The organism is Rhodoferax sp. SPJ4 (genome assembly GCF_058216275.1).
This window is the reverse complement of the sequence record NZ_JBYZMN010000001.1, coordinates 591469-618031: the sequence shown is the minus strand read 5'-3', so window position 1 is coordinate 618031 and position 26563 is coordinate 591469. Positions and strand designations below refer to the sequence as shown.

The 26563-nt window shown below is 66.4% G+C and carries 25 protein-coding genes; 2 read left to right on the top strand and 23 right to left on the bottom strand.

Features of this window, described 5'->3' with window-relative positions; all coding sequences use genetic code 11:
• Window positions 1-33: 33 nt before the first annotated feature.
• From folP to AC4BAR_RS03035, 3 genes are all read right to left on the bottom strand, one after another.
• Window positions 34-897: a dihydropteroate synthase gene (gene folP / locus AC4BAR_RS03045; RefSeq protein WP_490626334.1), complete on the bottom strand. Its 864-nt coding sequence runs from the start codon at window positions 895-897 to the stop codon at window positions 34-36.
• A 57-nt stretch (window positions 898-954) separates the two neighbouring features.
• Complete coding sequence (gene ftsH / locus AC4BAR_RS03040) at window positions 955-2871, bottom strand: ATP-dependent zinc metalloprotease FtsH (RefSeq protein WP_490626333.1); 1917 nt, start codon at window positions 2869-2871, stop codon at window positions 955-957.
• 157 nt (window positions 2872-3028) lie between these two features.
• Window positions 3029-3703, bottom strand: a complete 675-nt coding sequence (locus tag AC4BAR_RS03035; RefSeq protein WP_490626332.1) for an RlmE family RNA methyltransferase — start codon at window positions 3701-3703, stop codon at window positions 3029-3031.
• A 31-nt stretch (window positions 3704-3734) separates the two neighbouring features.
• On the opposite strand from AC4BAR_RS03035, the gene AC4BAR_RS03030 reads away from it, so the two are divergent.
• Window positions 3735-4211, top strand: a complete 477-nt coding sequence (locus tag AC4BAR_RS03030; RefSeq protein WP_490626331.1) for a YhbY family RNA-binding protein — start codon at window positions 3735-3737, stop codon at window positions 4209-4211.
• A gap of 36 nt (window positions 4212-4247) precedes the next feature.
• Here the strand turns inward: AC4BAR_RS03030 and AC4BAR_RS03025 are convergent, their stop codons facing one another.
• The 20 genes from AC4BAR_RS03025 to rpsB form a co-directional block, all read right to left on the bottom strand.
• Window positions 4248-4661 carry a DUF4149 domain-containing protein gene (locus AC4BAR_RS03025; protein WP_490626330.1) on the bottom strand — a complete coding sequence of 138 codons (414 nt, stop codon included), beginning with the start codon at window positions 4659-4661 and terminating at the stop codon, window positions 4248-4250.
• A 14-nt stretch (window positions 4662-4675) separates the two neighbouring features.
• Window positions 4676-5152 carry a transcription elongation factor GreA gene (gene greA, locus AC4BAR_RS03020; RefSeq protein ID WP_490626329.1) on the bottom strand — a complete coding sequence of 159 codons (477 nt, stop codon included), beginning with the start codon at window positions 5150-5152 and terminating at the stop codon, window positions 4676-4678.
• A gap of 121 nt (window positions 5153-5273) precedes the next feature.
• Window positions 5274-8528: a carbamoyl-phosphate synthase large subunit gene (gene carB, locus AC4BAR_RS03015; RefSeq protein ID WP_490626328.1), complete on the bottom strand. Its 3255-nt coding sequence runs from the start codon at window positions 8526-8528 to the stop codon at window positions 5274-5276.
• On the bottom strand, window positions 8521-9693 hold the full coding sequence (gene carA, locus AC4BAR_RS03010) for a glutamine-hydrolyzing carbamoyl-phosphate synthase small subunit (protein ID WP_490626327.1): 1173 nt from the start codon (window positions 9691-9693) through the stop codon (window positions 8521-8523). Before carA ends, carB begins: the two co-directional genes overlap by 8 nt.
• A gap of 210 nt (window positions 9694-9903) precedes the next feature.
• Window positions 9904-10674 carry a TrmH family RNA methyltransferase gene (locus tag AC4BAR_RS03005; RefSeq protein ID WP_490626326.1) on the bottom strand — a complete coding sequence of 257 codons (771 nt, stop codon included), beginning with the start codon at window positions 10672-10674 and terminating at the stop codon, window positions 9904-9906.
• A complete protein-coding gene (gene rnhB, locus AC4BAR_RS03000; RefSeq protein WP_490626325.1) occupies window positions 10671-11309 on the bottom strand; it encodes a ribonuclease HII in 639 nt (212 codons plus the stop codon). The genes AC4BAR_RS03005 and rnhB overlap by 4 nt, the downstream gene beginning before the upstream one ends.
• Window positions 11281-12429, bottom strand: a complete 1149-nt coding sequence (gene lpxB / locus AC4BAR_RS02995; protein WP_490626324.1) for a lipid-A-disaccharide synthase — start codon at window positions 12427-12429, stop codon at window positions 11281-11283. Before lpxB ends, rnhB begins: the two co-directional genes overlap by 29 nt.
• A 94-nt stretch (window positions 12430-12523) precedes the next feature.
• Complete coding sequence (gene lpxA / locus AC4BAR_RS02990; RefSeq protein WP_490626323.1) at window positions 12524-13309, bottom strand: acyl-ACP--UDP-N-acetylglucosamine O-acyltransferase; 786 nt, start codon at window positions 13307-13309, stop codon at window positions 12524-12526.
• Between the two features lie 11 nt (window positions 13310-13320).
• Window positions 13321-13758, bottom strand: a complete 438-nt coding sequence (fabZ, locus tag AC4BAR_RS02985) for a 3-hydroxyacyl-ACP dehydratase FabZ (RefSeq protein ID WP_490627180.1) — start codon at window positions 13756-13758, stop codon at window positions 13321-13323.
• Window positions 13759-13763: 5 nt separating this feature from the next.
• Window positions 13764-14756, bottom strand: coding sequence for a UDP-3-O-(3-hydroxymyristoyl)glucosamine N-acyltransferase (lpxD, locus tag AC4BAR_RS02980; RefSeq protein ID WP_490626322.1), 993 nt, complete (start codon window positions 14754-14756; stop codon window positions 13764-13766).
• 4 nt (window positions 14757-14760) lie between these two features.
• Window positions 14761-15276 carry an OmpH/Skp family outer membrane protein gene (locus AC4BAR_RS02975; RefSeq protein WP_490626321.1) on the bottom strand — a complete coding sequence of 172 codons (516 nt, stop codon included), beginning with the start codon at window positions 15274-15276 and terminating at the stop codon, window positions 14761-14763.
• The gene (bamA, locus tag AC4BAR_RS02970; RefSeq protein WP_490627179.1) at window positions 15276-17513 is read right to left on the bottom strand and encodes an outer membrane protein assembly factor BamA; all 2238 of its coding nucleotides are present in this window, start codon (window positions 17511-17513) and stop codon (window positions 15276-15278) included. Before bamA ends, AC4BAR_RS02975 begins: the two co-directional genes overlap by 1 nt.
• 82 nt (window positions 17514-17595) lie before the next feature.
• Complete coding sequence (gene rseP, locus AC4BAR_RS02965) at window positions 17596-18957, bottom strand: RIP metalloprotease RseP (RefSeq protein ID WP_490626320.1); 1362 nt, start codon at window positions 18955-18957, stop codon at window positions 17596-17598.
• A gap of 10 nt (window positions 18958-18967) precedes the next feature.
• Window positions 18968-20158 (bottom strand): 1-deoxy-D-xylulose-5-phosphate reductoisomerase, encoded by a 1191-nt coding sequence (ispC, locus tag AC4BAR_RS02960; RefSeq protein ID WP_490626319.1) that lies wholly within the window; start codon window positions 20156-20158, stop codon window positions 18968-18970.
• A gap of 37 nt (window positions 20159-20195) precedes the next feature.
• Window positions 20196-21041, bottom strand: coding sequence for a phosphatidate cytidylyltransferase (locus AC4BAR_RS02955; RefSeq protein ID WP_490626318.1), 846 nt, complete (start codon window positions 21039-21041; stop codon window positions 20196-20198).
• Window positions 21041-21742: a polyprenyl diphosphate synthase gene (uppS, locus tag AC4BAR_RS02950; RefSeq protein ID WP_490626317.1), complete on the bottom strand. Its 702-nt coding sequence runs from the start codon at window positions 21740-21742 to the stop codon at window positions 21041-21043. Before uppS ends, AC4BAR_RS02955 begins: the two co-directional genes overlap by 1 nt.
• Window positions 21743-21767: 25 nt before the next feature.
• The gene (gene frr / locus AC4BAR_RS02945) at window positions 21768-22328 is read right to left on the bottom strand and encodes a ribosome recycling factor (protein WP_490626316.1); all 561 of its coding nucleotides are present in this window, start codon (window positions 22326-22328) and stop codon (window positions 21768-21770) included.
• A gap of 54 nt (window positions 22329-22382) precedes the next feature.
• On the bottom strand, window positions 22383-23105 hold the full coding sequence (gene pyrH, locus AC4BAR_RS02940; protein WP_490626315.1) for a UMP kinase: 723 nt from the start codon (window positions 23103-23105) through the stop codon (window positions 22383-22385).
• A 78-nt stretch (window positions 23106-23183) separates the two neighbouring features.
• Entirely contained in the window at window positions 23184-24104 is a 921-nt protein-coding gene (gene tsf, locus AC4BAR_RS02935; RefSeq protein ID WP_490626314.1) for a translation elongation factor Ts, read from the bottom strand.
• A 143-nt stretch (window positions 24105-24247) separates the two neighbouring features.
• Entirely contained in the window at window positions 24248-24994 is a 747-nt protein-coding gene (gene rpsB, locus AC4BAR_RS02930) for a 30S ribosomal protein S2 (RefSeq protein ID WP_490626313.1), read from the bottom strand.
• A 169-nt stretch (window positions 24995-25163) separates the two neighbouring features.
• On the opposite strand from rpsB, the gene AC4BAR_RS02925 reads away from it, so the two are divergent.
• Entirely contained in the window at window positions 25164-26513 is a 1350-nt protein-coding gene (locus tag AC4BAR_RS02925) for an amidase (protein ID WP_490626312.1), read from the top strand.
• Window positions 26514-26563: the final 50 nt, after the last annotated feature.

Genomic DNA, 26563 nt, shown 5'->3' with positions numbered 1-26563 from the left:
AAGCGCCCCCAGCGGGGGCGCGTTGGTTTGATGTTACCCCGGCGCCGGCGGGGCAGCTGGGTCTTGCACGGCCTGCCAGACCTGCAGCGCCTGCACGGTGGCGGCCACGTCGTGCACCCGCACGATGCGGGCGCCATGGGCCACCGCCAACAGGGCCGCGGCCACGCTGGGCACCAGGCGCCGGTCCACCGCCAGCCCGGTCACCGCCCCCAGCGAGGACTTGCGCGACCAGCCGGCCAGCACCGGCGCACCCAGGGTCAGCAGCTCGGTCTGGCGCGCCAGCAGCTGGAAGTTCTGGGCCACGGTTTTTCCGAAGCCGATGCCGGGGTCGACCACGATGCGCTCGGCCGCAATGCCCAGGCTGTGCAGCCGGGTCAATCGCTCACGCAGAAACACCAGCACCGGCGGCAGCACGTCGCCGTCCATCGGCAGGGTCTGCATGGTTTGCGGGTCGCGGTGCATGTGCATCACACACAGGCCGCAGCCCGGGTGGCCGGCCACCACCGCCTCGGCGCCGGGCAAACGAAAACCCCAGATGTCGTTGACGATGTCGGCCCCGAGGTCGAGTGCGGCCCGCATCACCGCCGGTTTGAAGGTGTCGACCGACACCGGCACCCCCAGCGCCACCGCGCCGCGCAGCACCGGCAGCAGCCGGGCCAGCTCGTCGGCCTCGGGCAGCGGTGTGGCGCCGGGCCGGGTGGATTCGGCGCCCAGGTCCAGCACATCGGCCCCCTGGACCAGCAAGGCCTCGCAGTGGCGCAGCGCGGCCGTGGTGCCAACATGCTGGCCGCCGTCGGAAAACGAGTCTGGGGTGAGGTTGACGATGCCCATGACCCGGGGCCGGGCCAGGTCGAGATGGAAACGGCCGGCCTGCCAATGGGGTGTGACGAGTGTCATGGCCTGTCCATGAAAAACGGGGCCAAGGGCCCCGTGGTCTGAGAGTGCATGGCCCGGTCAGGCGGCGCTGGGGGCCGGGTCGGGCTGGGTCACGGCCGTGCCACCACCGTCGCCACCGGAGGCCGGCGGAATGCGCGGCGTCCAGTCCTTGGGCGGGCGCGGCGGCTTGCCGGCCATGATGTCGTCCAGTTGGTCGGCGTCAATCGTCTCCCACTCCAGCAAGGCCTTGGCCATGGCGTGCATCTTGTCCTGGTTGTCCTCGATCAGCTTGCGGGCCAGCGCGTACTGCTCGTCGATGATGCGGCGCACCTCGCCGTCGATCTTCTGCATGGTCTGCTCGCTCATGTTGGTGGTCTTGGTGACCGAGCGGCCCAGGAAAACCTCGCCTTCGTTGTCGGCATAGACCATGGGGCCAAGGGCCTCGCTCATGCCGTAACGCATGACCATGTCGCGGGCAATCTGCGAGGCCCGCTCGAAGTCGTTGCTGGCGCCGGTGGTCATCTGCTTCATGAACACCTCTTCGGCAATGCGGCCACCGAACAGCATGCTGATCTGGTTCAGCATGAACTCGCTGTCGTAGCTGTAGCGGTCTTGCGCCGGCAGGCTCATGGTCACGCCCAGGGCGCGGCCACGGGGAATGATGGTGACCTTGTGGACCGGGTCGCACTTGGGCAGCAGCTTGCCGATCAGTGCGTGGCCGGACTCGTGGTAGGCCGTGTTGCGGCGCTCTTCCTCGGGCATGACCATGCTCTTGCGCTCGGGGCCCATCAGGATCTTGTCCTTGGCCTTCTCGAAGTCCTGCATCTCGACCACGCGGGCGCTGCGGCGGGCGGCCATCAGGGCCGCTTCGTTGCACAGGTTGGCGAGGTCGGCGCCGCTCATGCCGGGCGTGCCGCGGGCGATGATGCCGGCGTTGACGTCCTGGCCGATCGGCACCTTGCGCATGTGCACGTTGAGGATTTGCTCACGGCCGCGGATGTCGGGCAGCGTCACATAGACCTGGCGGTCGAAACGGCCGGGGCGCAGCAGCGCGGCGTCCAGGATGTCGGGCCGGTTGGTGGCCGCGACCACGATCACGCCCAGGTTGGTCTCGAAGCCGTCCATCTCGACCAGCATCTGGTTCAAGGTCTGTTCGCGTTCGTCGTTGCCGCCGCCCAGGCCGGCGCCACGCTGGCGGCCGACCGCGTCGATTTCATCGATGAAGATGATGCAGGGGGCGTTTTTCTTGGCGTTCTCGAACATGTCGCGGACCCGGGCCGCGCCCACGCCAACGAACATTTCCACGAAGTCGGAGCCGGAGATGCTGAAAAACGGCACCTTGGCCTCGCCGGCAATGCCCTTGGCCAGCAAGGTCTTGCCGGTGCCCGGAGGGCCAACCAGCAACAGGCCGCGCGGGATGCGCCCGCCCAGCTTCTGGAATTTCTGCGGGTCTTTCAGGAAGTCGACGACTTCCTTCACTTCTTCCTTGGCCTCGTCACAGCCGGCCACGTCGGCAAAAGTCACCTGGTTGCTGTTTTCGTCCAGCATGCGGGCCTTGCTTTTGCCGAAGCTGAAGGCCCCGCCTTTGCCACCGCCCTGCATCTGGCGCATGAAATAAATCCAGACACCGATCAGCAGCAGCATCGGGCCCCAGCTGACCAGCAGCGTCATCAGCAGCGAACCCTCTTCGCGCTGCTTGACGTCGAACTTCACGTCGTTGGCGATCAGGTCGCCGACCAGGCCACGGTCGAGGTAGGTGGCGGTGGTGCGGACTCGGCGGTCGTCGTTGGTGACGGCCACGATCTCGGTGCCGCCCTGCCCCTCCTGGATGGTGGCGCTCTTGATGCGGTTGTTGCGCACCTCTTCCAGAAAGTCCGAATAACCCAGGTAGCCAGCGCCGCTGGCACCCCGGGAATCAAACTGCTTGAAAACAGTGAACAGCACCAGGGCGATCACCAGCCAGACAGCAACTTTGGAGAACCACTGATTGTTCAAACGAGGCTCCGATAGGGGGGCAACAAAGACATGTTGCGGTCATTTTAGGCGCTTCAGGCCTGAAACCCTTTGCATTTGACACCTCCGGCCATGGTGTCAGAAAGGGTTTTGCGGCAGTTTTACCCGCCATTTCAGGCTTGTTGGCCCACCAGAAGGCTCAGTTGGGTGCGGATGCGGGCGCTTTCAAGCCCATGCCAATCAGAAAGGTTTCCGACGACTTGTCGCGCGAGGCCTTGGGTTTGAGCGGCTTGACCACCTTGAACACCGCCTTGAACAGCTTCACCAGCTCGTTGTAGCCGCTGCCGTGGAAAACCTTGACCACCAGCGCGCCCTCGGGCTTCATGTGGTGCTGGGTGAAATCCACCGCCAGCTCCACCAGGTGGGCGATGCGGGCGGCGTCGGCCGACTCGATGCCCGACAGATTGGGCGCCATGTCCGACACCACCACATCGGCCAGCCGACCCTGCAGCGCCGCGGTCAGCTGGGCCAGCACCTCGGGCTCGCGGAAATCGCCCTGCAGGAACTGCACCCCCTCCACCGGCGCCATGGGCAGCAGGTCGATCGCCACCAGCGTGCCGTTGAGCTCGCCGGCCGCCGCGCCGTCGGGCGACAGCCGACGCCGCAGGTACTGGCTCCAGGCGCCGGGGGCCGAGCCCAGGTCGACCACCAGGTGGCCGGGCTTGACCAGCCCCAGGGTCTCGTCGATTTCCTTGAGTTTGTAGGCGGCGCGCGCGCGGTAGCCCTCCTTCAGAGCGAGCTTCACATAGGTGTCGTTGACGTGGTCGTTCAACCACGCCTTGTTGACTTTCTTGCTTTTGGTTTTGACTTTCATGCGATCCTGACTGAGGGCGGATAATACCGGCATGCCTCAAATTCAACTGACCCCTGCGCAACGCAAGGAACACCGCGCCGAAGCGCACCACCTTGACCCAGTGGTCATGGTCGGCAACGACGGCCTGACGCCGGCGGTCACCAAAGAAGCCGACATGGCGCTCAACGCCCACGGCCTGATCAAAATCCGCGTGTTTGGCGACGACCGTGCCGTTCGCGAGCAGATGTTCCAAACCCTGGCCGACGAACTCAACGCCGCTCCCATCCAGCACATCGGCAAACTGCTGGTGCTGTGGCGGCCCAAGCCACCCAAGGCCGAGGCCGCGCCCGACGAGGACCGCATGCCCGGCCCGCGCGACTTCAAGGTGCTGAAGTACAGCAAGCGCGGCGGTCAGCGGCCCGAGGTCAAGACGCTGCGGGTGCTGGGCAACCAACGCCTCACCGCCGGTGGCCAGATCAAGCGCGCCAAGCCCAAACAGCTGTCGGTGAAAAAACGCAGCCAGACCTGACACCGCCGCCCACCACACGGTGGGCTTTGCAGTTGCTCAGTCCCGGCGGGCCGACACCCGCCACAGCGCGCCCGCCGCGCACACCCATTGCAGCAGATACATGGCACTGCCCACGCTGTGCCACAGCTTCAGGTTGTCCCGCGCCACGATGCGGGGTGCCACCGCAAACTCGGCCAGCAAGGCCAGCAGCATGCCGGCCACGGCAAAAACAAGGGCCGCCTGCCCCGCACTGGCCAGGACCGGTAGCCGGGTTGATCTGGAGAACACCAACAGCAGCAGGCCGCAGCTCGCGCTGACCCAGGTCTGCGCGCTGAACAACTGGGCCGCCATCTGGCCGGCCATGGCCGGGGTGGGCAAGTGGCTGAACAGCAAAGGCACAACCAGCCCGCCCAGCACCGTCAGGCTGCCCCACCAAAGGGCGGCCACGAACATCGGCAGGCGAAACGACATGTGCGGGCCCGTCTTCAGATGTAGCGCACCGAGACGATCTCGTAGCGCTTGATGCCGCCGGGAGCCTGGACCTCGGCCACATCGCCCTCGCTTTTGCCGATCAGCGCGCGGGCGATCGGGCTGCTGACGTTGATCAGGCCCAGCTTCAGGTCGGCCTCGTCCTCGCCGACGATCTGGTAGGTCACGGCCTCGCCGCTGTCCTCTTCTTCCAGTTCCACGGTGGAGCCAAACACCACCTTGCCTTCGGCGTCCACGGTGGACGGGTCGATCACCAGCGCGGCCGACAGCTTGCCTTCGACCTCCTGGATGCGGCCTTCAATGAAGCCCTGGCGGTCCTTGGCGGCCTCGTACTCGGCGTTCTCGCTCAGGTCACCCTGGGCGCGGGCCTCGGAGATCGCGTTGATGACCCAGGGGCGGTCCACCGTTTTCAGCCGGTGCAGTTCGGTTTTCAGCTTTTCGGCACCGCGTTTGGTGATGGGAAGGGTGGCCACGGTTCTTGCTCCAGAAAACGAAACCGCCGAACGGGTCCGTTCGGCGGTTGGGGGGTCACAAGGCTGGCGCGCAGGCGCCCAGCCGTTCAGGGCAGATTGTAGGGTCTGCGTTGTTGCCGGCTCAGGCCAGCTGCGCGTGCATTTCCTGCACCGAAATCACGTCCAGCCGGTCGATGTACTTCATGCCCTCCACCGCGGCCTCGGCGCCAGCGATGGTGGTGTAGGTGGTGACCCGGGCCAGCAGCGCCGAGGTGCGGATGGCGCGCGAATCGGTGATGGCGTTGCGGCGCTCTTCCACCGTGTTGATGACCAAGGCAATCTCGTTGTTCTTGATCATGTCCACAATGTGCGGCCGGCCTTCGGCCACCTTGTTGACCACCGTGCTGGGGATGCCGGCGGCCTGGATGGCGGCGTTGGTGCCCTTGGTGGCGATGATCTCGAAGTTCAGCGCGTGCAGCGCACGCGCCACTTCCACCGCACGCGGCTTGTCACTGTTCTTCACCGTCAGAAACACCTTGCCGGAGCGCGGCAGCTGGGTGCCGGCCCCCATTTGCGACTTGATGAAGGCTTCGCCAAAGGTCTTGCCCACGCCCATCACCTCGCCGGTGGACTTCATCTCGGGGCCCAGGATGGTGTCCACGCCGGGGAACTTGACAAACGGGAACACCGCTTCCTTGACGCTGAAGTAAGGCGGCGTGACTTCCTTGGTGATGCCTTGCGAGGCCAGGCTCTGGCCGGCCATGCAGCGCGCCGCCACCTTGGCCAGCTGGATGCCGGTGGCCTTGCTCACATAGGGCACGGTGCGGCTGGCGCGGGGGTTGACCTCCAGCACGTAGATCACGTCCTGGCCGTCTTTTTTCTGGATGGCGAACTGCACGTTCATCAGGCCCACCACGTTCAGCGCACCGGCCATCGCCGCGCTCTGGCGCTTGAGCTCGTCCACCGTGGCGCTGGACAGCGAGTACGGCGGCAGCGAACAGGCGGAGTCACCGCTGTGCACGCCGGCCTGCTCGATGTGTTCCATCACACCGCCGATGAAGGTCTTGCCCTCGGGGTCGCGCAGGCAGTCCACGTCGCACTCGATGGCGTCGTTGAGGAAGCGGTCCAGCAGCACCGGCGAGTCGTTGCTGACCTTGACCGCTTCGCGCATGTAGCGTTCCAGGTCGCGCTGCTCATGCACGATTTCCATGGCCCGGCCACCCAGCACATAGCTGGGGCGCACCACCAGCGGGTAGCCCAGGGCGGCGGCTTTTTCCAGTGCCTCGGGCTCGGTGCGGGCCGTGGCATTGGGCGGCTGGCGCAGACCGAGGTCTTGCAGCAGCTTTTGGAAACGCTCGCGGTCTTCGGCGGCGTCGATCATGTCGGGGCTGGTGCCGATGATGGGCACGCCGTTGGCTTCCAGGCCCAGCGCCAGCTTCAATGGGGTCTGGCCGCCGTACTGCACGATCACGCCGACCGGCTTTTCCTTGTCGACGATCTCCAGCACGTCTTCCAGCGTCAGCGGCTCGAAGTACAGGCGGTCGGAGGTGTCGTAGTCGGTGGACACGGTTTCCGGGTTGCAGTTGACCATGATGGTCTCGTAGCCGTCTTCGCGCATGGCGAGGGCCGCGTGCACACAGCAGTAGTCGAACTCGATGCCCTGGCCGATGCGGTTGGGCCCGCCGCCCAGCACCATGATCTTTTTGTTGGTGGTGGGCTCGGCCTCGCACTCGCCGTCACCGTTGCCTTCGTAGGTCGAGTACATGTAGGCGGTGTCGGTGGCGAACTCGGCCGCGCAGGTGTCCACCCGCTTGTAGACCGGGCGCACGTTCAGCGCGCGGCGGGCCTCACGCACCGCCTGCTCGCTGGTCTTCAGCAGCTTGGCCAGGCGGCGGTCGGAAAAACCCTTTTTCTTCAGCGTGCGCAGCGTGCCCGCGTCGAGTGCGGCCAGCGCGGCCTCGCCCTTGTCGGCGGCCAGCTGGTCCAGTTCCAGCTCGATCTTGACGATCTGCTCGATCTGCACCAGAAACCAGCGGTCGATCTTGGTCAGGTCGAACACCTCGTCCACCGTCAGGCCCATGGCGAAAGCGTCGCCCACGTACCAGATGCGCTCGGGGCCGGGCTCGCCCAGCTCCTTCTCCAGCACCTCGCGGTCCTGGGTTTTTTCGTTCATGCCGTCGACGCCGACTTCGAGGCCACGCAGCGCCTTCTGGAAGCTTTCCTGGAAGGTGCGGCCCATGGCCATGACCTCGCCGACCGACTTCATCTGGGTGGTCAAACGCGAATCGGCGGCCGGGAATTTCTCGAAGGCGAAACGCGGGATCTTGGTCACCACGTAGTCGATGCTGGGCTCGAAGCTGGCCGGCGTGGCGCCGCCGGTGATCTCGTTGCGCAGCTCGTCCAGCGTGTAACCCACCGCCAGCTTGGCCGCGACCTTGGCGATCGGGAAACCGGTGGCCTTGGAGGCCAGCGCCGACGAACGGCTGACGCGCGGGTTCATCTCGATGACGATCATACGGCCGTCTTTCGGGTTCACCGAAAACTGCACATTGGAGCCGCCGGTGTCCACACCGATTTCACGCAGCACCGCCAGGGAGGCGTTGCGCATGATCTGGTATTCCTTGTCGGTCAGCGTCTGCGCCGGGGCCACGGTGATGGAGTCACCGGTGTGCACACCCATGGGGTCGAGGTTTTCGATGGAGCAAACGATGATGCAGTTGTCGGCCTTGTCGCGCACGACCTCCATCTCGTACTCTTTCCAACCCAGCAGCGACTCTTCGATCAGCAGCTCGTTGGTGGGCGAGGCTTCCAGGCCGCGCTTGCAGATGGTCTCGAACTCTTCTGGGTTGTAGGCGATGCCGCCGCCGGTGCCACCCAGCGTGAAGCTGGGCCGGATCACGGTGGGGAAACCCACCGTTTTCTGCACGCCCCAGGCCTCTTCCATGCTGTGGGCAATGCCGGAGCGCGCCGAGCCCAGACCGATCTTGGTCATCGCGTCCTTGAACTTCAGCCGGTCTTCGGCCTTGTCAATCGCCTCGGGCGTGGCGCCGATCAACTCGACCTTGTACTTGTCCAGCACGCCGTGGTGCCACAGGTCCAACGCGCAGTTCAACGCGGTCTGGCCGCCCATGGTGGGCAGGATGGCGTCGGGCTTTTCCTTGGCGATGATCTTCTCTACCGTCTGCCAGGTGATGGGCTCGATGTAGGTGACGTCGGCGGTGGCCGGGTCGGTCATGATCGTCGCCGGGTTGCTGTTGATCAGAATGACCTTGTAGCCCTCTTCGCGCAGCGCCTTGCAGGCTTGCACGCCGGAGTAGTCGAACTCGCAGGCCTGGCCAATGATGATGGGGCCGGCGCCGATGATGAGGATGCTTTTGAGATCAGAACGCTTAGGCATTTTTGTGTTGCTCCATCAATGCGGTGAAGCGGTCGAAAAGGTAGGAAATATCGTGCGGCCCGGGCGATGCCTCGGGGTGGCCCTGGAAGCAAAAGGCCGGCTTGTCGGTGCGGGCCAGGCCTTGCAGCGTGTTGTCGAACAAGCTGATGTGGGTGGCGCGCAGGTTGGCGGGCAGGCTTTTTTCGTCCACCGCAAAACCATGGTTCTGGCTGGTGATGCTGACGCGGCCGTTGTCCAGGTCTTTCACCGGGTGGTTGGCACCGTGGTGGCCGAACTTCATCTTGAAGGTCTTGGCGCCGCTGGCCAGGGCCATGATCTGGTGGCCCAGGCAAATGCCGAAGGTCGGAATGCCGGTCTCGATCAGCGCGCGGGCGGCGGCGATCGCGTAGTCGCAGGGCTCCGGGTCGCCGGGGCCGTTGGACAAAAAAATGCCGTCCGGCTGGTGCTTCAGCACCTCGGCCGCCGGCGTCTGCGCCGGCACCACAGTGACCTTGCAGCCGCGTTCGGCCAGCATGCGCAGGATGTTTTTCTTCACGCCGAAGTCGTAGGCCACCACATGGAAACGCGGCGCGGTCTGCGCGCCGTAGCCCCGACCCAGCTGCCATTCGGTCTCGGTCCAGCCATAGGGCTGGGCCACGCTGACCACCTTGGCCAGGTCCAGGCCGGCCATGCTGGGTGCACCGCGGGCCGCGGCCACCGCGGCGGCGATGCGCTCGGGCGTGGCGGTTTCACCGGCGGCCAGCGCCACGATGGCGCCGTTCTGCGCGCCCTTGGTGCGCAGGATGCGGGTCAGCTGGCGGGTGTCGATGCCGGCAATCGCCACCGTGCCCTCGCGGACCAGGTAGTCGGTCAGGCTCATGGCCTGGCGGAAGTTGCTGGCCAGCAGCGGCAGGTCTTTGATGATCAGGCCAGCGGCATGGACCTTCTCGGCCTCGATGTCTTCCAGGTTGACGCCGTAGTTGCCGATGTGCGGGTACGTCAGGGTGACGATCTGCTGGCAATAGCTGGGGTCGGTGAGGATTTCCTGGTAGCCGGTCATGGCGGTGTTGAACACCACTTCGCCGGCCGTGGCGCCGGGGGCGCCAATCGATTGACCGAGAAAGACCGTGCCGTCTGCGAGCGCCAGAATGGCGGGGGGGGTGGTTCCCTTGAGAGACAAAAGCACTGGGTTCTCCGGATTGTGCGGGTACGCCCAAGCGCGCGCAAGAACCAGAGCTCCTGTGACTGCTTTTGTGTGGGGGTGGGGCTTGGCTGCTGTAAGCGTACGGGGATGCGTGATAACCCTAGAGTATAGCCGAGCCAACCCCCTGGCCCGGCCCTAGAGCGCCCTGCCCAGACCCGAATCGGGTGCTGATTTCAGCCCGTGGCCGTGGTATCAGCCGGTGGCGCTGGCGTGCAGGCAGATCGCCGCGGCCGCCGCCACGTTGAGCGACTCCTCGCCGCCCGGCTGGGCGATGCGCACCCAGTGGCGGGCCGCGGCCTCCAGCAGCGGCGACACGCCCTGCCCTTCATGGCCCAGCACCCAGGCACAGGGCTGGGGCAGGGTTTGGTGGTGCAGATACTCGCCGCGGTGCGAGCTGGTGGCCACCAGCGGCAGGTTCAGCGCCACCAGGGCCTCGGGCGCCAGCCCTTCCACCAGGCTCAGGCCGAAATGTGCGCCCATGCCGGCGCGCAGCACCTTGGGCGACCAAAGGCCGGCCGTGCCCTTGACCGCCAGCACCTGGCGAAAGCCAAAGGCCGCCGCGCTGCGCAGCACCGAACCCACGTTGCCGGCGTCCTGCAGGCGGTCCAACACCACCGTGGGCATGTCGGCCCGGGGCTCTGCCGCCTCGGGCAGCGGCAGCACAAAGCCCATGCCGGCCGGCGACTCCAGGCCGCTGAGCTCGGCAAACAGCCGGTCGGCCAGCAGCACGGTTTTGGGGGCCGCCTCGCCAAACTCCCCGCTGGCCTGCGGCCAGAACGATTCGGCAAACACGGCAATCGCGGGCGCCAGGCCACGCAGCAAAGCCGCCCGACACAGGTGGTCGCCCTCCAGCCAGACCCGGCCCTGCTTGCGGTAGGCGGTGGTCTCCTGGGCCAGCCGCTTCAGGTCTTTCACCAGCGGGTTGTCGCGCGAGCTGATCAGCACCGGTCCGTCCTGGCTCATGAGGGCTCCCGTTGCGCCGCGGCGCCAGCCTGCCGCACCGGCGCGAACGAGCTGCGGTGATGGGCACAAGCACCATGGGCCTGCAGGGCCGCCAGGTGCACGGCCGTGCCATAGCCTTTGTGGCGGGCAAAACCGTACTGCGGAAACTGGGCGTCGATGGCGGCACACCAGCGGTCGCGGTGCACCTTGGCCAGGATGGAGGCGGCCGAGATGGCGGGCACGGTGGCGTCGCCCTTGACGATGGCTTCGGCCAGCACGTCCAGCGGCGGCAGGCGGTTGCCGTCCACCAGCACCTTGGCGGGTTTGAGGCGCAGACCGTCCACCGCCCGGCGCATCGCCAGCATCGTGGCCTGCAGGATGTTGAGGCGGTCGATCTCCTCCACCGAGGCCTCGGCGATCGCGCAGCACAAGGCTTTGGCGCGGATCTCGTCGTACAGCCGCTCGCGCTGCCGGGCGGTGAGCTTCTTGGAGTCGGCCAGGCCGGCAATCGGGTTCTGGTCGTCGAGGATCACGGCCGCCGCCACCACCGGCCCGGCCAGTGGCCCGCGGCCGGCCTCGTCCACCCCGGCCACCAGGCCCAGGCGGTCCCAGGGCAGCGGCACCTGCTCAGCGCGCAAGAAGGGCTTGGATCGCATCGGTGGCCAATTGGGCGGTGTCGCGCGACAGCTCGGCGTGCAGCGCGGTGAAACGGTGGTGCAAGGCCTCGCGGCGGGCTTGGGCTGCGGCGTCGTCGCGCAACCAGTCCAGCGTGGCCTGGGCCAGGGCCTCGGGCGTGGCGGCGTCCTGGATCAGCTCGGGCACCACCGTGTCGTTGCACAGGATGTTGGGCAGGCCCACCCAGGGCTGCAGCTGCTTGCGCCGCATCAGCCACCAGGACAGCCAGTGCATGTGGTAACCGATCACCATGGGCCGCTTGAACAGCGCCGCCTCCAGCGTGGCCGTGCCACTGGCAATCAGCGTCACGTCGCAGGCGGCCAGCACCGCGTGCGACTGGCCGGCCACGACCTGCAGCCGGTCGGCCACGCCAGCTTGGCGCGCCGCCTCCAGGATGCTGGCCTGCAGCGCGGGCACGGCCGGGGTGACAAATTTCAAGTCAGGCCGCTGCGCCGCCATGCGCGCCACCGCGGCGAAAAAACGCGGCGCGATGTACTGCACCTCGGAGCGGCGGCTGCCGGGCAGCACCGCCACCACGGTGTCGCTGTCGGCCAGGCCCAGGCTGCGGCGCGCTGCGGCACTGTCAACCTGTTCTGGAATGGCTCGGGCCAGCGGATGGCCCACATAGGTGGCGGCAATGCCGTGCTCGGCCAGCAGCGCCGGCTCGAACGGAAAGATGCACAGCACATGGTCGACGCTGCGGGCGATTTTGTGCACCCGCTCCGGCCGCCAGGCCCAGAACGACGGACAGATGAAATGCACGGTCTGGATGCCCTGCGCACGCAGGCCGCTCTCCAGGTCCAGGTTGAAGTCGGGCGCATCGACGCCGATGAACAAATCGGGCGGGTCGGCCAGCAAGCGGTCTTTGAGTTGGCGACGGATACCGGCGATCTCGCGGTAATGGCGCAGCACCTCGGCATAGCCGCGCACCGCCAGTTTGTCGCTGGGCCACCAGGGCGTGAAGCCCTGGGCCACCATCTGCGATCCGCCAATGCCCATCGATTGCAACGCGGGCCAACGGGCCTTCAGGCCCTGCAGCAACAGGCCGGCCAACAAGTCGCCTGAAGTCTCGCCGGCCACCATGGCCAGCCGTGGTGACATGGCCCCCACGCTCCCCGCTGCGCGTGGTTCGCTGCCCCCCTGGGGGGCCGTGCCTTGCTTGGGGCGGCCCGGCGCTGCGGCGCTCATGCCATTTTCAGCGGGCAATGCCGCGAGTGGCCTGCGCGAGGAAGCGCTCCATCATCGCCACATCGTCCTGGGCCAGCGGCTGGCTCTCCCCCAGCGCCAGGATGTCGGCGCGGGCGTCGGCCAGCGTCTTGCCGGAACGGTACAGCGCGCGGTGCATCTGCTTGACCGCGGCGATGCGTTCGGCGGCAAAGCCACGGCGGCGCAGGCCTTCGGCGTTGAAGCCGCGCACCGCCAGCGGGTTGCCGTCCACCATCATGAAGGGCGGCACGTCCTGGGTGACGGCGCTGGCAAAACCCACCATCGCATGGGCGCCGATCTTCACAAACTGGTGGATACCGGTCAGGCCGCCCACGATGACCCAGTCGCCCAGGTGCACATGGCCGGCCAGCGTGGCGTTGTTGGCCAGAATGGTCTTGTCGCCCACCAGGCAGTCGTGGGCGATGTGCACATAGGCCATCACCCAGTTGTCGTCACCCACGCGGGTGATGCCGCCGTCCTGCACCGTGCCGCAATTGAAGGTGCAAAACTCACGCACCGTGTTGCGGTCGCCAATCACCAGTTGGGTGGGCTCGCCGGCGTACTTCTTGTCCTGCGGCTCGGCGCCGATGGAGCAGAACTGAAAAAAACGGTTGTCGCGGCCGATGGTGGTGTGGCCCTCGATGACGCAATGCGCACCCACCCGGGTACCAGCGCCAATCACCACATGCGGGCCGATGGTGGTGTAGGGGCCGACCTCGACCGAGGGGTCGAGCTGGGCGGCCGGGTCAACCAGCGCGGTGGGGTGGATGGCCATCGCGCCGCTCCTCAGGCAATGTTGCGACGGGTGCACATCAGTTCGGCCTCGGCAGCCAGCTCGTCACCGACCATGGCTTTGGCCTTGAACTTGTAGATGCCAGCGCGCACGCGGTCCAGCTCAACCAGCAAACGCAGCTGGTCACCGGGCTCGACCGGCCGCTTGAAACGCGCGCCGTCGATGCCGACGAAATAAAACACCGAGTTGTCGTCGGCGGCCACACCCAGCATGTCAAAAGCCAGCAGCGCCGAGGCCTGGGCCAGGGCTTCCAGAATCAACACGCCCGGCATCACCGGGCGGTGCGGGAAATGGCCGAGGAAAAACGGCTCGTTGATCGACACGTTCTTCAGCGCCTCGATGCGCTGGCCGCTCTCCAGCGACAGCACCCGGTCCACCAACAAAATGGGGTAGCGGTGCGGCAGCTGTTTCAGGATTTGGTGGATGTCCATCGTCGTCATGTGCTTGTCTTTTTCTCAATGGCCTCGAGGGCCTTCAGGCGCTCACGCAGGCGGTGCAACTGCTTCAGCGTGGCGGCGTTTTTTTCCCAGGCGGCATTGTCGTCGATGGGGAACATGCCGGTGTAATGGCCCGGCTTCAGCAGCGAGCGGGTGACCACGGTGGCGGCCGACACGTTGACATGGTCGGCCACCGTCAGATGGCCCAGCACGATGGCGCCGCCGCCAAAGGTGCAATGGGCGCCGATGACGGCACTGCCGGCCACGCCCACGCAGCCGGCCATGGCCGTGTGTTTGCCGACCCGCACGTTGTGACCGATCTGCACCAGGTTGTCGAGCTTGACGCCGTCGTCCAGCACGGTGTCGTGCAGCGCGCCGCGGTCGATGCAGGTGTTGGCGCCGATCTCCACGTCGTTGCCGATGCGCACCGCGCCCAGCTGCTCGATTTTTTCCCAGGCGCCGGCGTTGGGCGCGAAGCCGAAGCCGTCGGCACCGATCACCACGCCGGGGTGGACCAGGCCACGTTCACCGATGCTGCAGAACTCGCCCACCGTGACCCTGGAGGTCAGCACCGTGCCGGCACCGATGCGGGCGCCCCGCTCCACCACACACAGCGGGCCGATGCGGGCCGTGGGATGGACCTCGGCCTCGGGATCGACCACCGCACTGGGGTGGATGGGCGGCCGGTTGGCCGGCGCGCGGCCCGCCTTCCACAGCTGGGTGACACGGGCGAAATACAGGTAGGGCTGGTCGGTGACGATGGCACCACCGCGGGCCAGTGCCGCCTCACGGGCGGCTGGGCCGACGATGACGCAGCCAGCGGCCGAGCTGGCGAGCTGGCTGGCGTACTTGGGGTGGCTGAGAAAGCTGAGTTCGCTGGGGCCAGCGGCCTCCAGCGGGGCCAGGCCGGTGATCAACAGGTCGGGCGGGGCCAGCAACTCACCACCCAGGGCGGCGGAGATGTCGGCCAGGCGCAGCGACCCCCCAGCCACGGACTTACTTGCCGCCGGAGTTCAGGACCTTGAGGACCTTCTCCGTGATGTCGTGTTTGGGGTTGATGTAGACGGCTTCCTGAAGAATCACGTCGTACTTCTCGGCCTCGGCCACCTGCTTGACGACCTTGTTGGCCCGCTCCAGCACCTGCTGCAGCTCTTCGTTCTTGCGCGAGTTCAGGTCTTCCTGGAATTCACGGCGCTTGCGCTGGAAATCGCGGTCCTGCTCGATCAGCTGCTTTTGCTTGGACGCGCGCTGGCTCTCGGACATGGTGGGCGCTTCGCGCTCGAACTTGTCCGACTGGGCCTTCAGCGCGTTGCCGGCGTCGACGATTTCCTTCTCGCGCCGCGAGAACTCCTGCTCCAGCTTGGTCTGCGCGGCCTTGGCCGAGTTGGCCTCGCGGAAGATGCGGTCGGTGTTGACAAAGCCGATGCGCACTTCTTGCGCCTGGGCGCTGCCGCACAGCGTCAACACGCCCAAGGCGGCACCCGCGGCAAAGTGACGGAAAGAATGCTTCATTAGAACGAGGTTCCGATCTGGAATTGCAATTTTTGGATTCTATCGCCTGCCTGCTTGCGAATCGGATTCGCAATGGCAAAGCGCAGCGGGCCCACCGGTGAGATCCAGCTCAAACCCACACCGGCCGAGGTGCGCAGTTCGTTGAAACGGATGGGGTCGTCGTCACCGAAGGCATTGCCGGCATCGAAGAAGCCGAACACACGCAAGGTGCGGTCGTTGCCGGCACCGGGAAACGGCGCCTGCAGTTCGGCGTTGAGGGTGATCTTCTTGGAGCCGCCGATGAAGGCGCCGGTGATGTCGCGCGGGCCCAATGTGCCCTGCTCAAAGCCCCGGACCGAACCCAGGCCACCGCTGTAAAAGCTCTTGAAGATGGGAAAGGGCCGGCCGCCCAGGCCCTTGCCGTAGCCAAACTCGCCGTTCAAGGCCACGGTGAGTTGCTTGTTGATGGGGATGTACTGCTGGGCCTGGTAGTTGCCGCGCACGTACTTCACATCACCGCCGACGCCGAAGTCGGCGTTGACGCGCTGGAAACGGCCGCGCGACGGCACCAGGGCGCTGTCGCGGTCGTCACGCGACCAGCCCACCGTCAATGGCAGCGATTGGCTGGTGTAGCCGAACTGGTTGGCATAGCTGAGGTAGGCGGCCGGGATGTTGGTGCCCGGCTTGATGGTGGTCTGCTCCACACCCGCGCCGAAGTAGACCACGTCGGTTTCGCTGAAGGGCACACCGAAGCGGGTGCTGGCGCCGCTGGTCACCAACTGGTAGTCGCCGCCCTGGTCGTTGAAGGGGCGGGAGGCACGGTGGTAGACCTCGAAGGTGCGGGACACACCGTCGGCGGTGAAATAGGGATCGGTGGTGTTCAAGACGATCTGGCGGTTGAACTTGCTGGTGTTGATTTCCACACCCAGGTAGTTGCCGGTGCCGAAGACGTTTTCCTGCTTGATGCTGAACACCAGCGACAGCTTTTCGGCGCTGGAGAAACCGGCACCGATCAACAGGTTGCCAGTGGGCTTCTCGGCCACGGTGACGTTCAGGTCAACCTGGTCGGTGGTGCCCGGCACCTCGGTGGTGTCGATGTTGACTTCCTTGAAATAGCCCAGGCGGTCGACCCGGTCACGCGACAGCTTGATTTTGTCGCCGTCATACCAAGACGATTCGAACTGGCGGAACTCGCGGCGAATCACTTCGTCGCGGGTGCGGTTGTTGCCCGCCACGTTGATGCGGCGCACATAGGCCCGGCGCGAGGGCTCGGCCTGCAGCACAAAGGCCACCCGGTTGTTTTCGCGGTCGATCTCGGGCCGGGCCTCGACCCGGGCGAAGGCATAACCAAAGGTGCCGAAGTAATCGGTGAAGGCCTTGGTGGTGTCGGTGACCTGGTCGGCGTTGTAGGGCTGGCCGGGCTTGATGGTCACCAGCGACTTGAACTCCTCGTCCTTGCCCAGGTAGTTGCCTTCCAGCTTGACGCCCGAGACCACGAAGCGCTCACCTTCGGTGACGTTCAGCGTGATGGAGATGCTTTGCTTGTCCGGCGAAATCGCCACCTGGGTGGAGTCGATGCGGAACTCCAGAAAGCCCCGGGTCAGGTAGTAGGACTTGAGGGTTTCCAGGTCGGCATTGAGCTTGGCGCGGGAGTAGCGATCGCTCTTGGTGTAGAAGCTCAACCAGCCACCGGTGTCGAGGTCGAACAGGTCGCGCAACGTGGATTCGCTGAAGGCCTTGTTGCCGACGATGCGGATGTCCTTGATCTTGGCGACATCGCCTTCGATCACGTTGAACGACACATTGACCCGGTTGCGCTCGATCGGCGTGACGGTGGTCACCACCTCAACGCCGTACAAGCTCTTGTTGATGTACTGGCGCTTGAGTTCCTGCTCGGCGCGGTCGGCCAGGGCCTTGTCGAAGGGCCGGCCTTCGGTCAGGCCGATGTCGCGCAGCGCGCTTTGCAAGGCGGTCTTGTCGAACTCCTTGGTACCGACAAAATCCACCGCCGCCACCGTGGGGCGCTCTTCCACCACCACCACCAGCACGTCGCCATTGACCTCCAGCCGCACATCCTTGAACAGGCCCAGCGCGAACAGCGCACGGATGGCCGCGGCGCCCTTGTCATCGCTGTAGCTGTCGCCCACACGGAAGGGCAGCGACGCGAAGATGGTGCCCGGCTCGACCCGCTGCAAGCCCTCGACCCGGATGTCCCGGACGGTGAAGGGTGCCACCGCCCAGGCCACATGGCTGGCCATGAGCAGCACGGCCAGCGCCGACGTGGAGAGAAGCTTGGAATGTTTGAATTGGTGTGTCATGAAGAGCGCCATGCGGCGGAATCTAACCTAGAAGACGGGTGACATCGTTGAACAAAGCGATCGACATCATGAGCAGCAGCACCGCGACGCCCCCACGTTGAAGCCGCTCCATCCATGCGTCGGACACACTGCGCCCTGTGACACCCTCCCAAAGATAATACATCAGGTGCCCCCCGTCCAAGACCGGCAGCGGCAGCAGGTTCAACACCCCCAGGCTGACGCTGATCAGCGCCAGAAACACCAGGTAGGCGCTCAGACCCAGGCTGGCCGATTTGCCGGCGTAGTCGGCAATCGTCAAAGGGCCGGTGAGGTTTTTCAGCGAGGCCTCGCCCACCACCATCTTGCCCATCATCTTCAGCGTCAGTGCCGACACCTCCCAGGTGCGAACCGCGCCGCGCCACAGCCCATCCAGCGGGCCGTAACGCACGGTCACGAAGGCCGGCGCGGCACCGACATAGGCACCGATGCGGGCCACCTTGGCACCGGCCTCGTCCACCAGCTCGGGGGTCACGTCCAGCGAGAGTGTCTGCCCGGCCCGCTCGATCTGCCAGGTGCGTGTGAGGGGCTGGCCATCGGTGTGGGTGTGCTTGATCAGTTCGCGCAGTTGCTGGCCGTCGACCACCGCCACCGCGCCCAGCTTCAGCACCTGGTCACCGGCTTTCAGGCCGGCCTTGTCGGCCGCGCTGCCGGGCAGGATGTCGCCCATCACCGGCCGGGTCCACGGGCCCAGCAGGCCGATCTTGCGGAACAGCGCGGCGTCGGCATCCTTGGCGCCCACCTGGGCGGTTGGCAGCGTCACGTCACGCAAGGCCCCGCCGTCGCCGGCCTGCAGCGCCAGCGTCACGTCGCGGCCGTCCAGCGCACCGCGCACCAGCAACCAGCGCAGGTCTTCAAACGAAGTCAAGGGCGCCAGGGCCTCGCCGGCGAACGCGCCTTGGGTCACCGTCTCGCCGCCCACCAGCCCGGCCCGCTCGGCCAGCGAACCGGCCACCGGGCTGGCCAGCACCGCCCGGGGCTGGTCCACACCGGCCCAGTTCACGGTGGCGTACAACACCACCGCCAGCAGCAAATTGGCCAGTGGCCCGGCCGCCACGATGGCCACCCGGGAACGCAGCGGCTGGGTGTTGAAGGCCAGGTGGCGCTCGGCCGCGTCCACCTCGCCTTCGCGCTCGTCCAGCATCTTGACGTAGCCGCCCAGCGGAAACGCGCCGATGACGAATTCGGTGGGGCTGCCCTGGGGCTGCCAGCGGTAAATCACCTTGCCAAAGCCCACCGAGAAGCGCAGCACCTTGACGCCGCAGGCCACGGCCACGCGGTAGTGGCCGTACTCGTGGACGGCGATCAGCAGCCCGAGGGCCACCACAAAAGCAACCAGGGTCAACATGGCAGAGTCCTCATGCGGCGAAACGCCGCACCGCATCTTGCGCCGAAGCCCGGGCCTGGGCATCGAGCGCCATCAAAGCCCCCAGGTCGTCCGGGTGGTCGGGCAGCACCGCCGACAAGGTGGCCAGGTTGACCGCGTGGATCTGGTCGAAACGGATGCGGCTGTTCAGAAAGGCGTCCACCGCCACCTCGTTGGCCGCGTTCAGCACCGCGCAGGTGCCCGACGGCGCTTGCAAGGCGTCCCAGGCCAGCTGCAGGCCAGGGAAACGGGCGCGGTGATCGAGGCTGTCAAACGACTCGAAGCTCATCGCCGCCATGGCCTTGAAGTCCAGCGCCGCGGCGCCCGACACCACCCGCTCCGGCCAGGACAGGCCGTAGGCAATCGGCACCCGCATGTCGGGTGTGCCCAGCTGCGCCACCACCGACATGTCGCGGTACTGCACCATGGAGTGAATCACGCTTTGCGGGTGGATCACCACCTCGATCTGCGCCGGCGCCAGGCCGAACAGGTAACGCGCCTCGATGACCTCCAGCGCCTTGTTCATCATGGTGGCCGAATCCACCGAAATCTTGCGGCCCATCACCCAGTTGGGGTGGGCACAGGCCCGCTCCGGCGTGACGTCGCGCAGCTCGGCCACCGGCAGGGTGCGGAAGGGCCCACCGGAGGCGGTCAGGATGATCTTGTCGACCCGCTCCGACCAGGTGGCCGGGTCTTCGGGCAGCGACTGGAAGATGGCGGAATGTTCGCTGTCGATGGGCAGCAGCCGGGCGCCGCCTTGGCGCACCGCGGCGAGAAACACCTCACCGCCCACCACCAAGGCCTCCTTGTTGGCCAGCAGCAGCCGCTTGCCGGCACGGGCGGCGGCCAGGCAGGCGGCCAGGCCGGCCGCGCCGACGATGGCAGCCATCACCGCGTCCACCTGTTCATGGGCGGCCACGCTGTCAATGGCATCGGGGCCAGACAGCACGGTGCAAGGCAAGCCAGCCTGCTGGACCTTGTCGGCGAGCAAGGCCGCATGGGGGGCGCTGGCCATCACCGCATAACGCGGGCGAAACTGCTGGCACTGGGCCAGCATCAGGTCGACCTGGGTGGCTGCGGTCAGCGCAAACACCTCAAAACGGTCGGGGTGGCGGGCCAGCACATCCAGCGTGCTGGTGCCGATGGAGCCGGTCGAGCCGAGAACAGCGATGCGTTGTTTCATGGGGCGGGCACAGCCGGTGCAGTGGCCATCACGCCGCTCATCGCGACACCAGCATCATGACCAGCGGCAGCGTGGGCAACAAGGCGTCCACCCGGTCCAGCACACCGCCATGGCCGGGCAACAGGCCGCTGCTGTCCTTGACACCGGCAGCGCGCTTGATCAGCGACTCCACCAGGTCACCAACCACGCTCATGGCCGACAAAAACAAGGCGCCCAGCACCAGCAGGCCCAGGTGCTGGCCGGCCAATCGACTGAAGACACTGGGCACGGCCGCCTGCCAATGCTGGTCGGCCCAGACCCAGCCGGCGGCCAGCAACAACACACACAGCATGCCGCCCCACACCCCTTCCCAGCTTTTGCCGGGGCTGATGGAAGCGGCCAGCTTGCTGCGGCTGAAACGGCCACCGAAAGTACGGCCGGCAAAGTAGGCACCGGTGTCGGCCACCCAGACCAGCACAAAGGCAGACAGCAAAAAGTTGACGCCGATCACCCGGGCCTGGGCAATCGCCAGCCAGGCCAGGCACAGGGCAAGCACACCGCCAACCACCCGCACGGCCAAAGGAATCAGCGGCCAGCCCACCACGCCCTGGCGCAGCAGCAGCGCACCACCCAGCACCCAGGCCGCACCGGCACACAGCCAGAGCACCGGTTGCGGCGTCAACAGCCAGCCCGCGCCCCACATGCCGGCACACAAAAGCACACTCAGCGCGGCCAGGGCCACAGCCGGCACCTGGCCCAGCCGGTTCAGGCGGCCCCATTCCCAGCCCCCGGCCGCGATCAGCAGCAGGGCCAGTGCACAGAACGGCTCAAACGAGGGGTAAAACAAGGCCGGCAGCAGCACGGCCAGCAGGACGATCGCGGTGATGATGCGGGTGCGCAGCATCAGGCGGCCTGCTGCACTTGGGCGGCGGTGAGTCCGAAACGGCGCTCACGCTGGCGGTAGGCGGCCAGTGCGGCGTCGAGTTCGGCCTCGTCGAAGTCGGGCCAGAACTTGGGGCTGAAATAGAGCTCGGCGTAGGCGGCCTGCCAGAGCAGGAAATTGCTCAAGCGTTGCTCACCGCCGGTGCGGATCAGCAGGTCGGGGTCATCGACATGGGCCAGCGCCATGGCCCGGTCCAGCGACTGCTCGGTGATGGCCTCGCCACGCGCCGCCAGCCCGGCCGCGGCCTGGGCAATGTCCCAGCGCCCGCCGTAGTTAAAGCAGACGTTCAACACCAGACGCCGGTTGTCCGCCGTGCTGCGCTCGGCTTCCGCCAGACCCTGGCGCATCTTGGGCGACAGCGCGCTCAGGTCACCGACAAAATGCAGTTGCACGCCGTTGCGCTGCAGCTCGGCCACCTCGGCGCCCAGCGCATGGGCCAGCAAGCCCATCAGGCTGGACACTTCTTCGGCGGGCCGGTTCCAGTTTTCCGAGGAAAACGCGAACACCGTCAAGACCTTCACGCCGCGGTCGATACAGGCCTGCACACAGCGGCGCAGCGACTCCACGCCCTGGCGGTGGCCCGCCACCCGTGGCAGGAAACGGCGGGTCGCCCAGCGGCCGTTGCCGTCCATGACGATGGCGATGTGGTGGGGTGCGGTCATGGGCGCGGCGTGCGGGTGGGTGGCGTCAGACGGCCAGGATGTCCTGCTCTTTGGCCGCCACCAGCTTGTCGATCTCGAGGATGGTGCGGTCGGTGAGCTTTTGCACCTCGTCGTGCGAGCGGCGCTCGTCGTCCTCGGAGATCAGCTTGTCCTTGACCAGCTTCTTGGCCGACTCGTTGGCGTCGCGGCGCAGGTTGCGCACCACGATGCGGGCCGACTCGCCCTCGTTGCGGACGAGCTTGGTCAGTTCCTTGCGGCGCTCTTCGCTCATCAGCGGCAGCGGCACGCGGATCAGGTCGCCCTGCGAGGACGGGTTCAGGCCCAGGTCGCTTTCGCGGATGGCCTTCTCGATCTTCGCGCCCATGCCTTTTTCCCAGGGCTGAACGCTGATGGTGCGGGCGTCCAGCAGGCCCACGTTGGCCACCTGGCTGATCGGCACCAGCGAGCCGTAGTACTCCACCTGCACCGTGTCCAGCAAAGCCGGGTTGGCACGGCCGGTGCGGATTTTGGTCAGGTTGTTCTTGAACGCGTCCACCGACTGGTGCATCTTGGCTTCGGTGGTTTTTTTGATGGTGTCAATCGTCATGGCGTTTCCTCATGGATGTCGGTGACGGCGATGGCGCCTGCAAGCGCCATGCGGTCAAACGTGGACCAATGTGCCTTCGTCTTCGCCCATGACCACCCGCTTCAGGGCGCCGTGCTTGAAGATCGAAAACACCTTGATGGGCAGTTTCTGGTCGCGGCACAGCGCAAAAGCGGTGGCGTCCATGATGCCCAGGTTCTTGGCCATGGCCTCGTCGAACGTGATCTGGGTGTACCGGGTCGCCGTGGGGTCGAGCTTGGGGTCGGCGGTGTAGACACCGTCGACCTTGGTGGCCTTGAGAACCACCTCGGCACCGATTTCGGCGCCCCGCAGCGCGGCCGCGGTGTCGGTGGTGAAAAACGGGTTGCCGGTGCCGGCGGCGAAGATCACGACCTTGCCCTCTTCGAGGTACTGCAAGGCCTTGGGGCGCACATAGGGCTCCACCACCTGCTCGATGGCAATGGCCGACATCACGCGGGCGATCAGGCCAGCTTTGTTCATGGTGTCGGCCAGGGCCAGCGCGTTCATCACCGTGGCCAGCATGCCCATGTAGTCGGCGGTGGCGCGGTCCATGCCGACCGAGCCGCCAGCCACACCGCGGAAGATGTTGCCGCCGCCAATGACCACCGCCACCTCGACGCCGAGCCGGGTGACCTCGGCCACCTCTTCGACCATGCGGGCGATGGTGGCGCGGTTGATGCCGAACGCGTCGTCGCCCATCAGGGCCTCACCGGACAGCTTGAGCAGGATGCGCTTGTGGGCTGGGCGGTCAGACGGCATGTTCACGGGCTCCTAAAACTGCGCGTAGTTTAGCGCCTGGGCCGGTCGCAACACCGGCCCTCGGCGTGGGAAAGACGCTCAGGCGGCGCCTTTCGCGGCGGCCACCTGGGCTGCCACTTCGGCGGCGAAGTCGTCAACCTTCTTCTCAATGCCTTCGCCCACCACGTACAGCGTGAAGCCCTTGACGCTGGTGCCAGCGGCCTTGAGCATCTGCTCCACGGTCTGCTTGTCGTTCTTCACGAAGGACTGGTTGAACAGCGAGACTTCCTTCAGGTACTTCTGCACGCCGCCTTCGACACGCTTGGTGACGATTTCGTCGGACTGCACCGGCTTGCCTTCGGCAATCGCCTTGGCCTTGTCTTCGGCGGCCTTGGCCACCGCCACCGAGCGCTCGCGCTCGATCAGCTCGGCGGGCACTTCGGCGCTGGTCAGCGAGACCGGCTTCATCGCGGCCACGTGCATGGCGACGTCCTTGGCGGCAACCTCATCGCCGTCAAACTCCACCACCACGCCGATGCGGGTGCCGTGCAGGTAGGCGGCCAGCTTGGCGCCGGAGGCGAAACGCTTGAAGCGGCGGAAGCTCATGTTCTCGCCGATCTTGCCAATCAGGCCCTTGCGCACGTCTTCCAGCGTGGGACCGAAACCGTCCTGGCTGTAGGCCACGGCGCCCAGGGCGGCAATGTCGGCCGGGTTGTGCTTGGCCACCAGCTCGGCGGCGGCCTTGGCCAGGGCCAGGAAGCTGTCGTTCTTGGTGACGAAATCGGTTTCGCAGTTGACTTCGATCAGCGCACCGGTGCTGCCGTCGATGAAGCTGGCGACCACGCCTTCAGCGGTCACGCGGGCCGCGGCCTTGCCGGCCTTGCTGCCCAGCTTGACGCGCAGCAGCTCCTCGGCCTTGGCCATGTCGCCACCGGCTTCGGTCAGCGCCTTCTTGCATTCCATCATCGGCGCGTCGGTCTTGGCGCGCAGTTCAGCCACCATGCTTGCAGTGATTGCCATTTGTGATTCTCCTGATTAGCGAGGGTTGTGTAGCGGTCGGGCGCCGGCCAACAACGGCCAGGGGCCCTGGCCAGCGTCGGCCGGCCTGAAGGGGGTGCGTAAAAAAGGGGCTACGCGAGCCCCTTTTCAACGCCGGAGGTGGCTCAAGCCGAAGCTTCGACTTCCACGAACTCGTCGGACTCGGCTGCCACGGCCTTGACCACGTCTTGCGAGGCGTTGGCGCGGCCTTCGAGGATCGCGTCGGCGATTTCACGGGCGTACAGCGTCACGGCCTTGGACGAGTCGTCGTTGCCGGGGATGACGTAGTCGATGCCGATGGGCGAGTGGTTGGAGTCGACCACACCGATCAGCGGAATGCCCAGCTTGCGGGCTTCGGCAATGGCGATCTTGTGGTAACCGACGTCGATCACGAAAATCGCGTCTGGCAGGGCGTTCATGTCCTGAATGCCACCGATGTCTTTTTCGAGCTTTTCGATCTCGCGGGTGAACATCAGCTGCTCTTTCTTGCTCAGGCTCTCGAGGCCGGCTTCTTGCTGCAGCTTCATTTCCTTCAGGCGCTTGATCGAGGTCTTGACCGTCTTGAAGTTGGTCAACATGCCGCCCAGCCACCGCTGGTCGACGTAAGGCACGCCAGCGCGCTGCGCTTCGGTGGCCACGATTTCGCGGGCCTGGCGCTTGGTGCCCACCATCAGAATGGTGCCGCGGTTGGCGGACAGCTGGCGGACGAACTTCGCCGCTTCCTGGAACATCGGCAGCGATTTTTCCAGGTTGATGATGTGGATCTTGTTGCGATGGCCAAAGATGTACGGGGCCATCTTGGGGTTCCAGAAGCGCGTTTGGTGGCCAAAGTGGACACCGGCTTCCAGCATTTCACGCATGGTCGTAGCCATAATTTCTCTCCAAAGGTTGGGTCTTAAAGCCGATTCGTTTTGCCCGCAGCCCTGATGGCCACTGGCAACACCTTGTTGAACCGGTTTGCGATTTCTGCGCCGATGTGGCCTTGAATCCAGGTTTCCCCGGCCAAAATCACCCCTGCACAGCCTGTCGAGTATACCACCCATGCCCTCCCCCGTCCTGCCCCTGTCTCCCCCTGCCCTGGACCTGGTGGCTGCCCGGGACGGCCTGCGGCGCGGCGACTGGACGGCCGAGGCGCTGCTGGAACCCTGCCTGGCCATCGCCCAGTCAGCGGCGGTGGCACCGGCCTTTCTGTTCACCGACCTGGACGGCGCACGGCAAGCGGCACGCGCCGCCTCGCCCGACCAGCCGCTGGCCGGGCTGGCGGTGTCGGTCAAGGATTTGTTCGACGTCCGCGGCCAGGTCAGCGCAGCCGGCTCACAAATCCTGGCCCACCAGCCCCCGGCCGCGGCCGACTGCCCGGCCGTGGCCAGGCTGCGGGCGGCCGGCGGCGCGTTGCTGGGTCGCACCCACATGGTGGAATTTGCCTTTGCTGGCGTGGGCACCCACCCCCGCCAGACCACCCCGGCCAATTGGGCCGACCCGTTGACGCCCCGCATCCCGGGTGGCTCGTCGTCCGGGGCGGCGGTGTCGGTGGCGTCCGGCGCAGCCTTTGTCGGCCTGGGCACCGACACCGGCGGCTCCATCCGCATCCCGGCCGCACTGAACGGCATCGTCGGCTTCAAAAGCACGGCAAGACAGGTGCCCACCACCGGCGTGGTGCCGCTGGCCCCCAGCCTGGACACGGTGTGCGCCATGACCCGCTCGGTGCGCGATGCGGTGGTGGTGCACGGGGTGTTGTCCGGTCGGCCGGTGGTGCTGGACGCCACCCCGCTGCCCCAGCGCCGGCTGGCAGTGGCCCGCACCGTGATGCTGAACGGGCTGGACGCCACGGTGGCCACCGCCTTCTGGCGCAGCGTGGACCGGCTGCGCCGGGGAGGCGTGACGGTGGACGAGATCGATCTGCCGGAGATCGCCGAGCTGGGTCCCATGCAGGCCAAGGGCGCGCTGGTGACCGCCGAAGCCTACGCCTGGCACCGCCCTTGGGTCGAGACCCGGCCGGCCGACTACGACCCCCGTGTGCTGAGCCGGCTGCTGCGCGGCGCCGCCCTCAGCGAGGCCGAGCTGCAAGCGCTGCGGGCCGAGCGCCAAGGCTGGATCACCCGCATGGCCGAGCGCCTGGCGCCCTTTGACGCGCTGCTGTCGCCCACCGTGCCCCTGGTGGCACCGCCGATGGCGCCACTGCTGGCCGACGACGACCTGTACTACGCCACCAACGCCTTGCTGCTGCGCAACACCAGCGTGGTCAACCTGCTCGACGGCTGCGCCTTGTCGCTGCCTTGCCACCAGGCCGGCGAACTGCCGGTGGGGCTGATGCTGTGGCATGGCGCGATGCAGGACGAGCGCCTGCTGGGTCTGGGCTTGCAGGTGGAGGCTGCGCTGGCGGCCGGCTGAGCCCGGTCGCGCGTGCCGCAAAATACGCCGTTGATCAACCGCCTGGACCT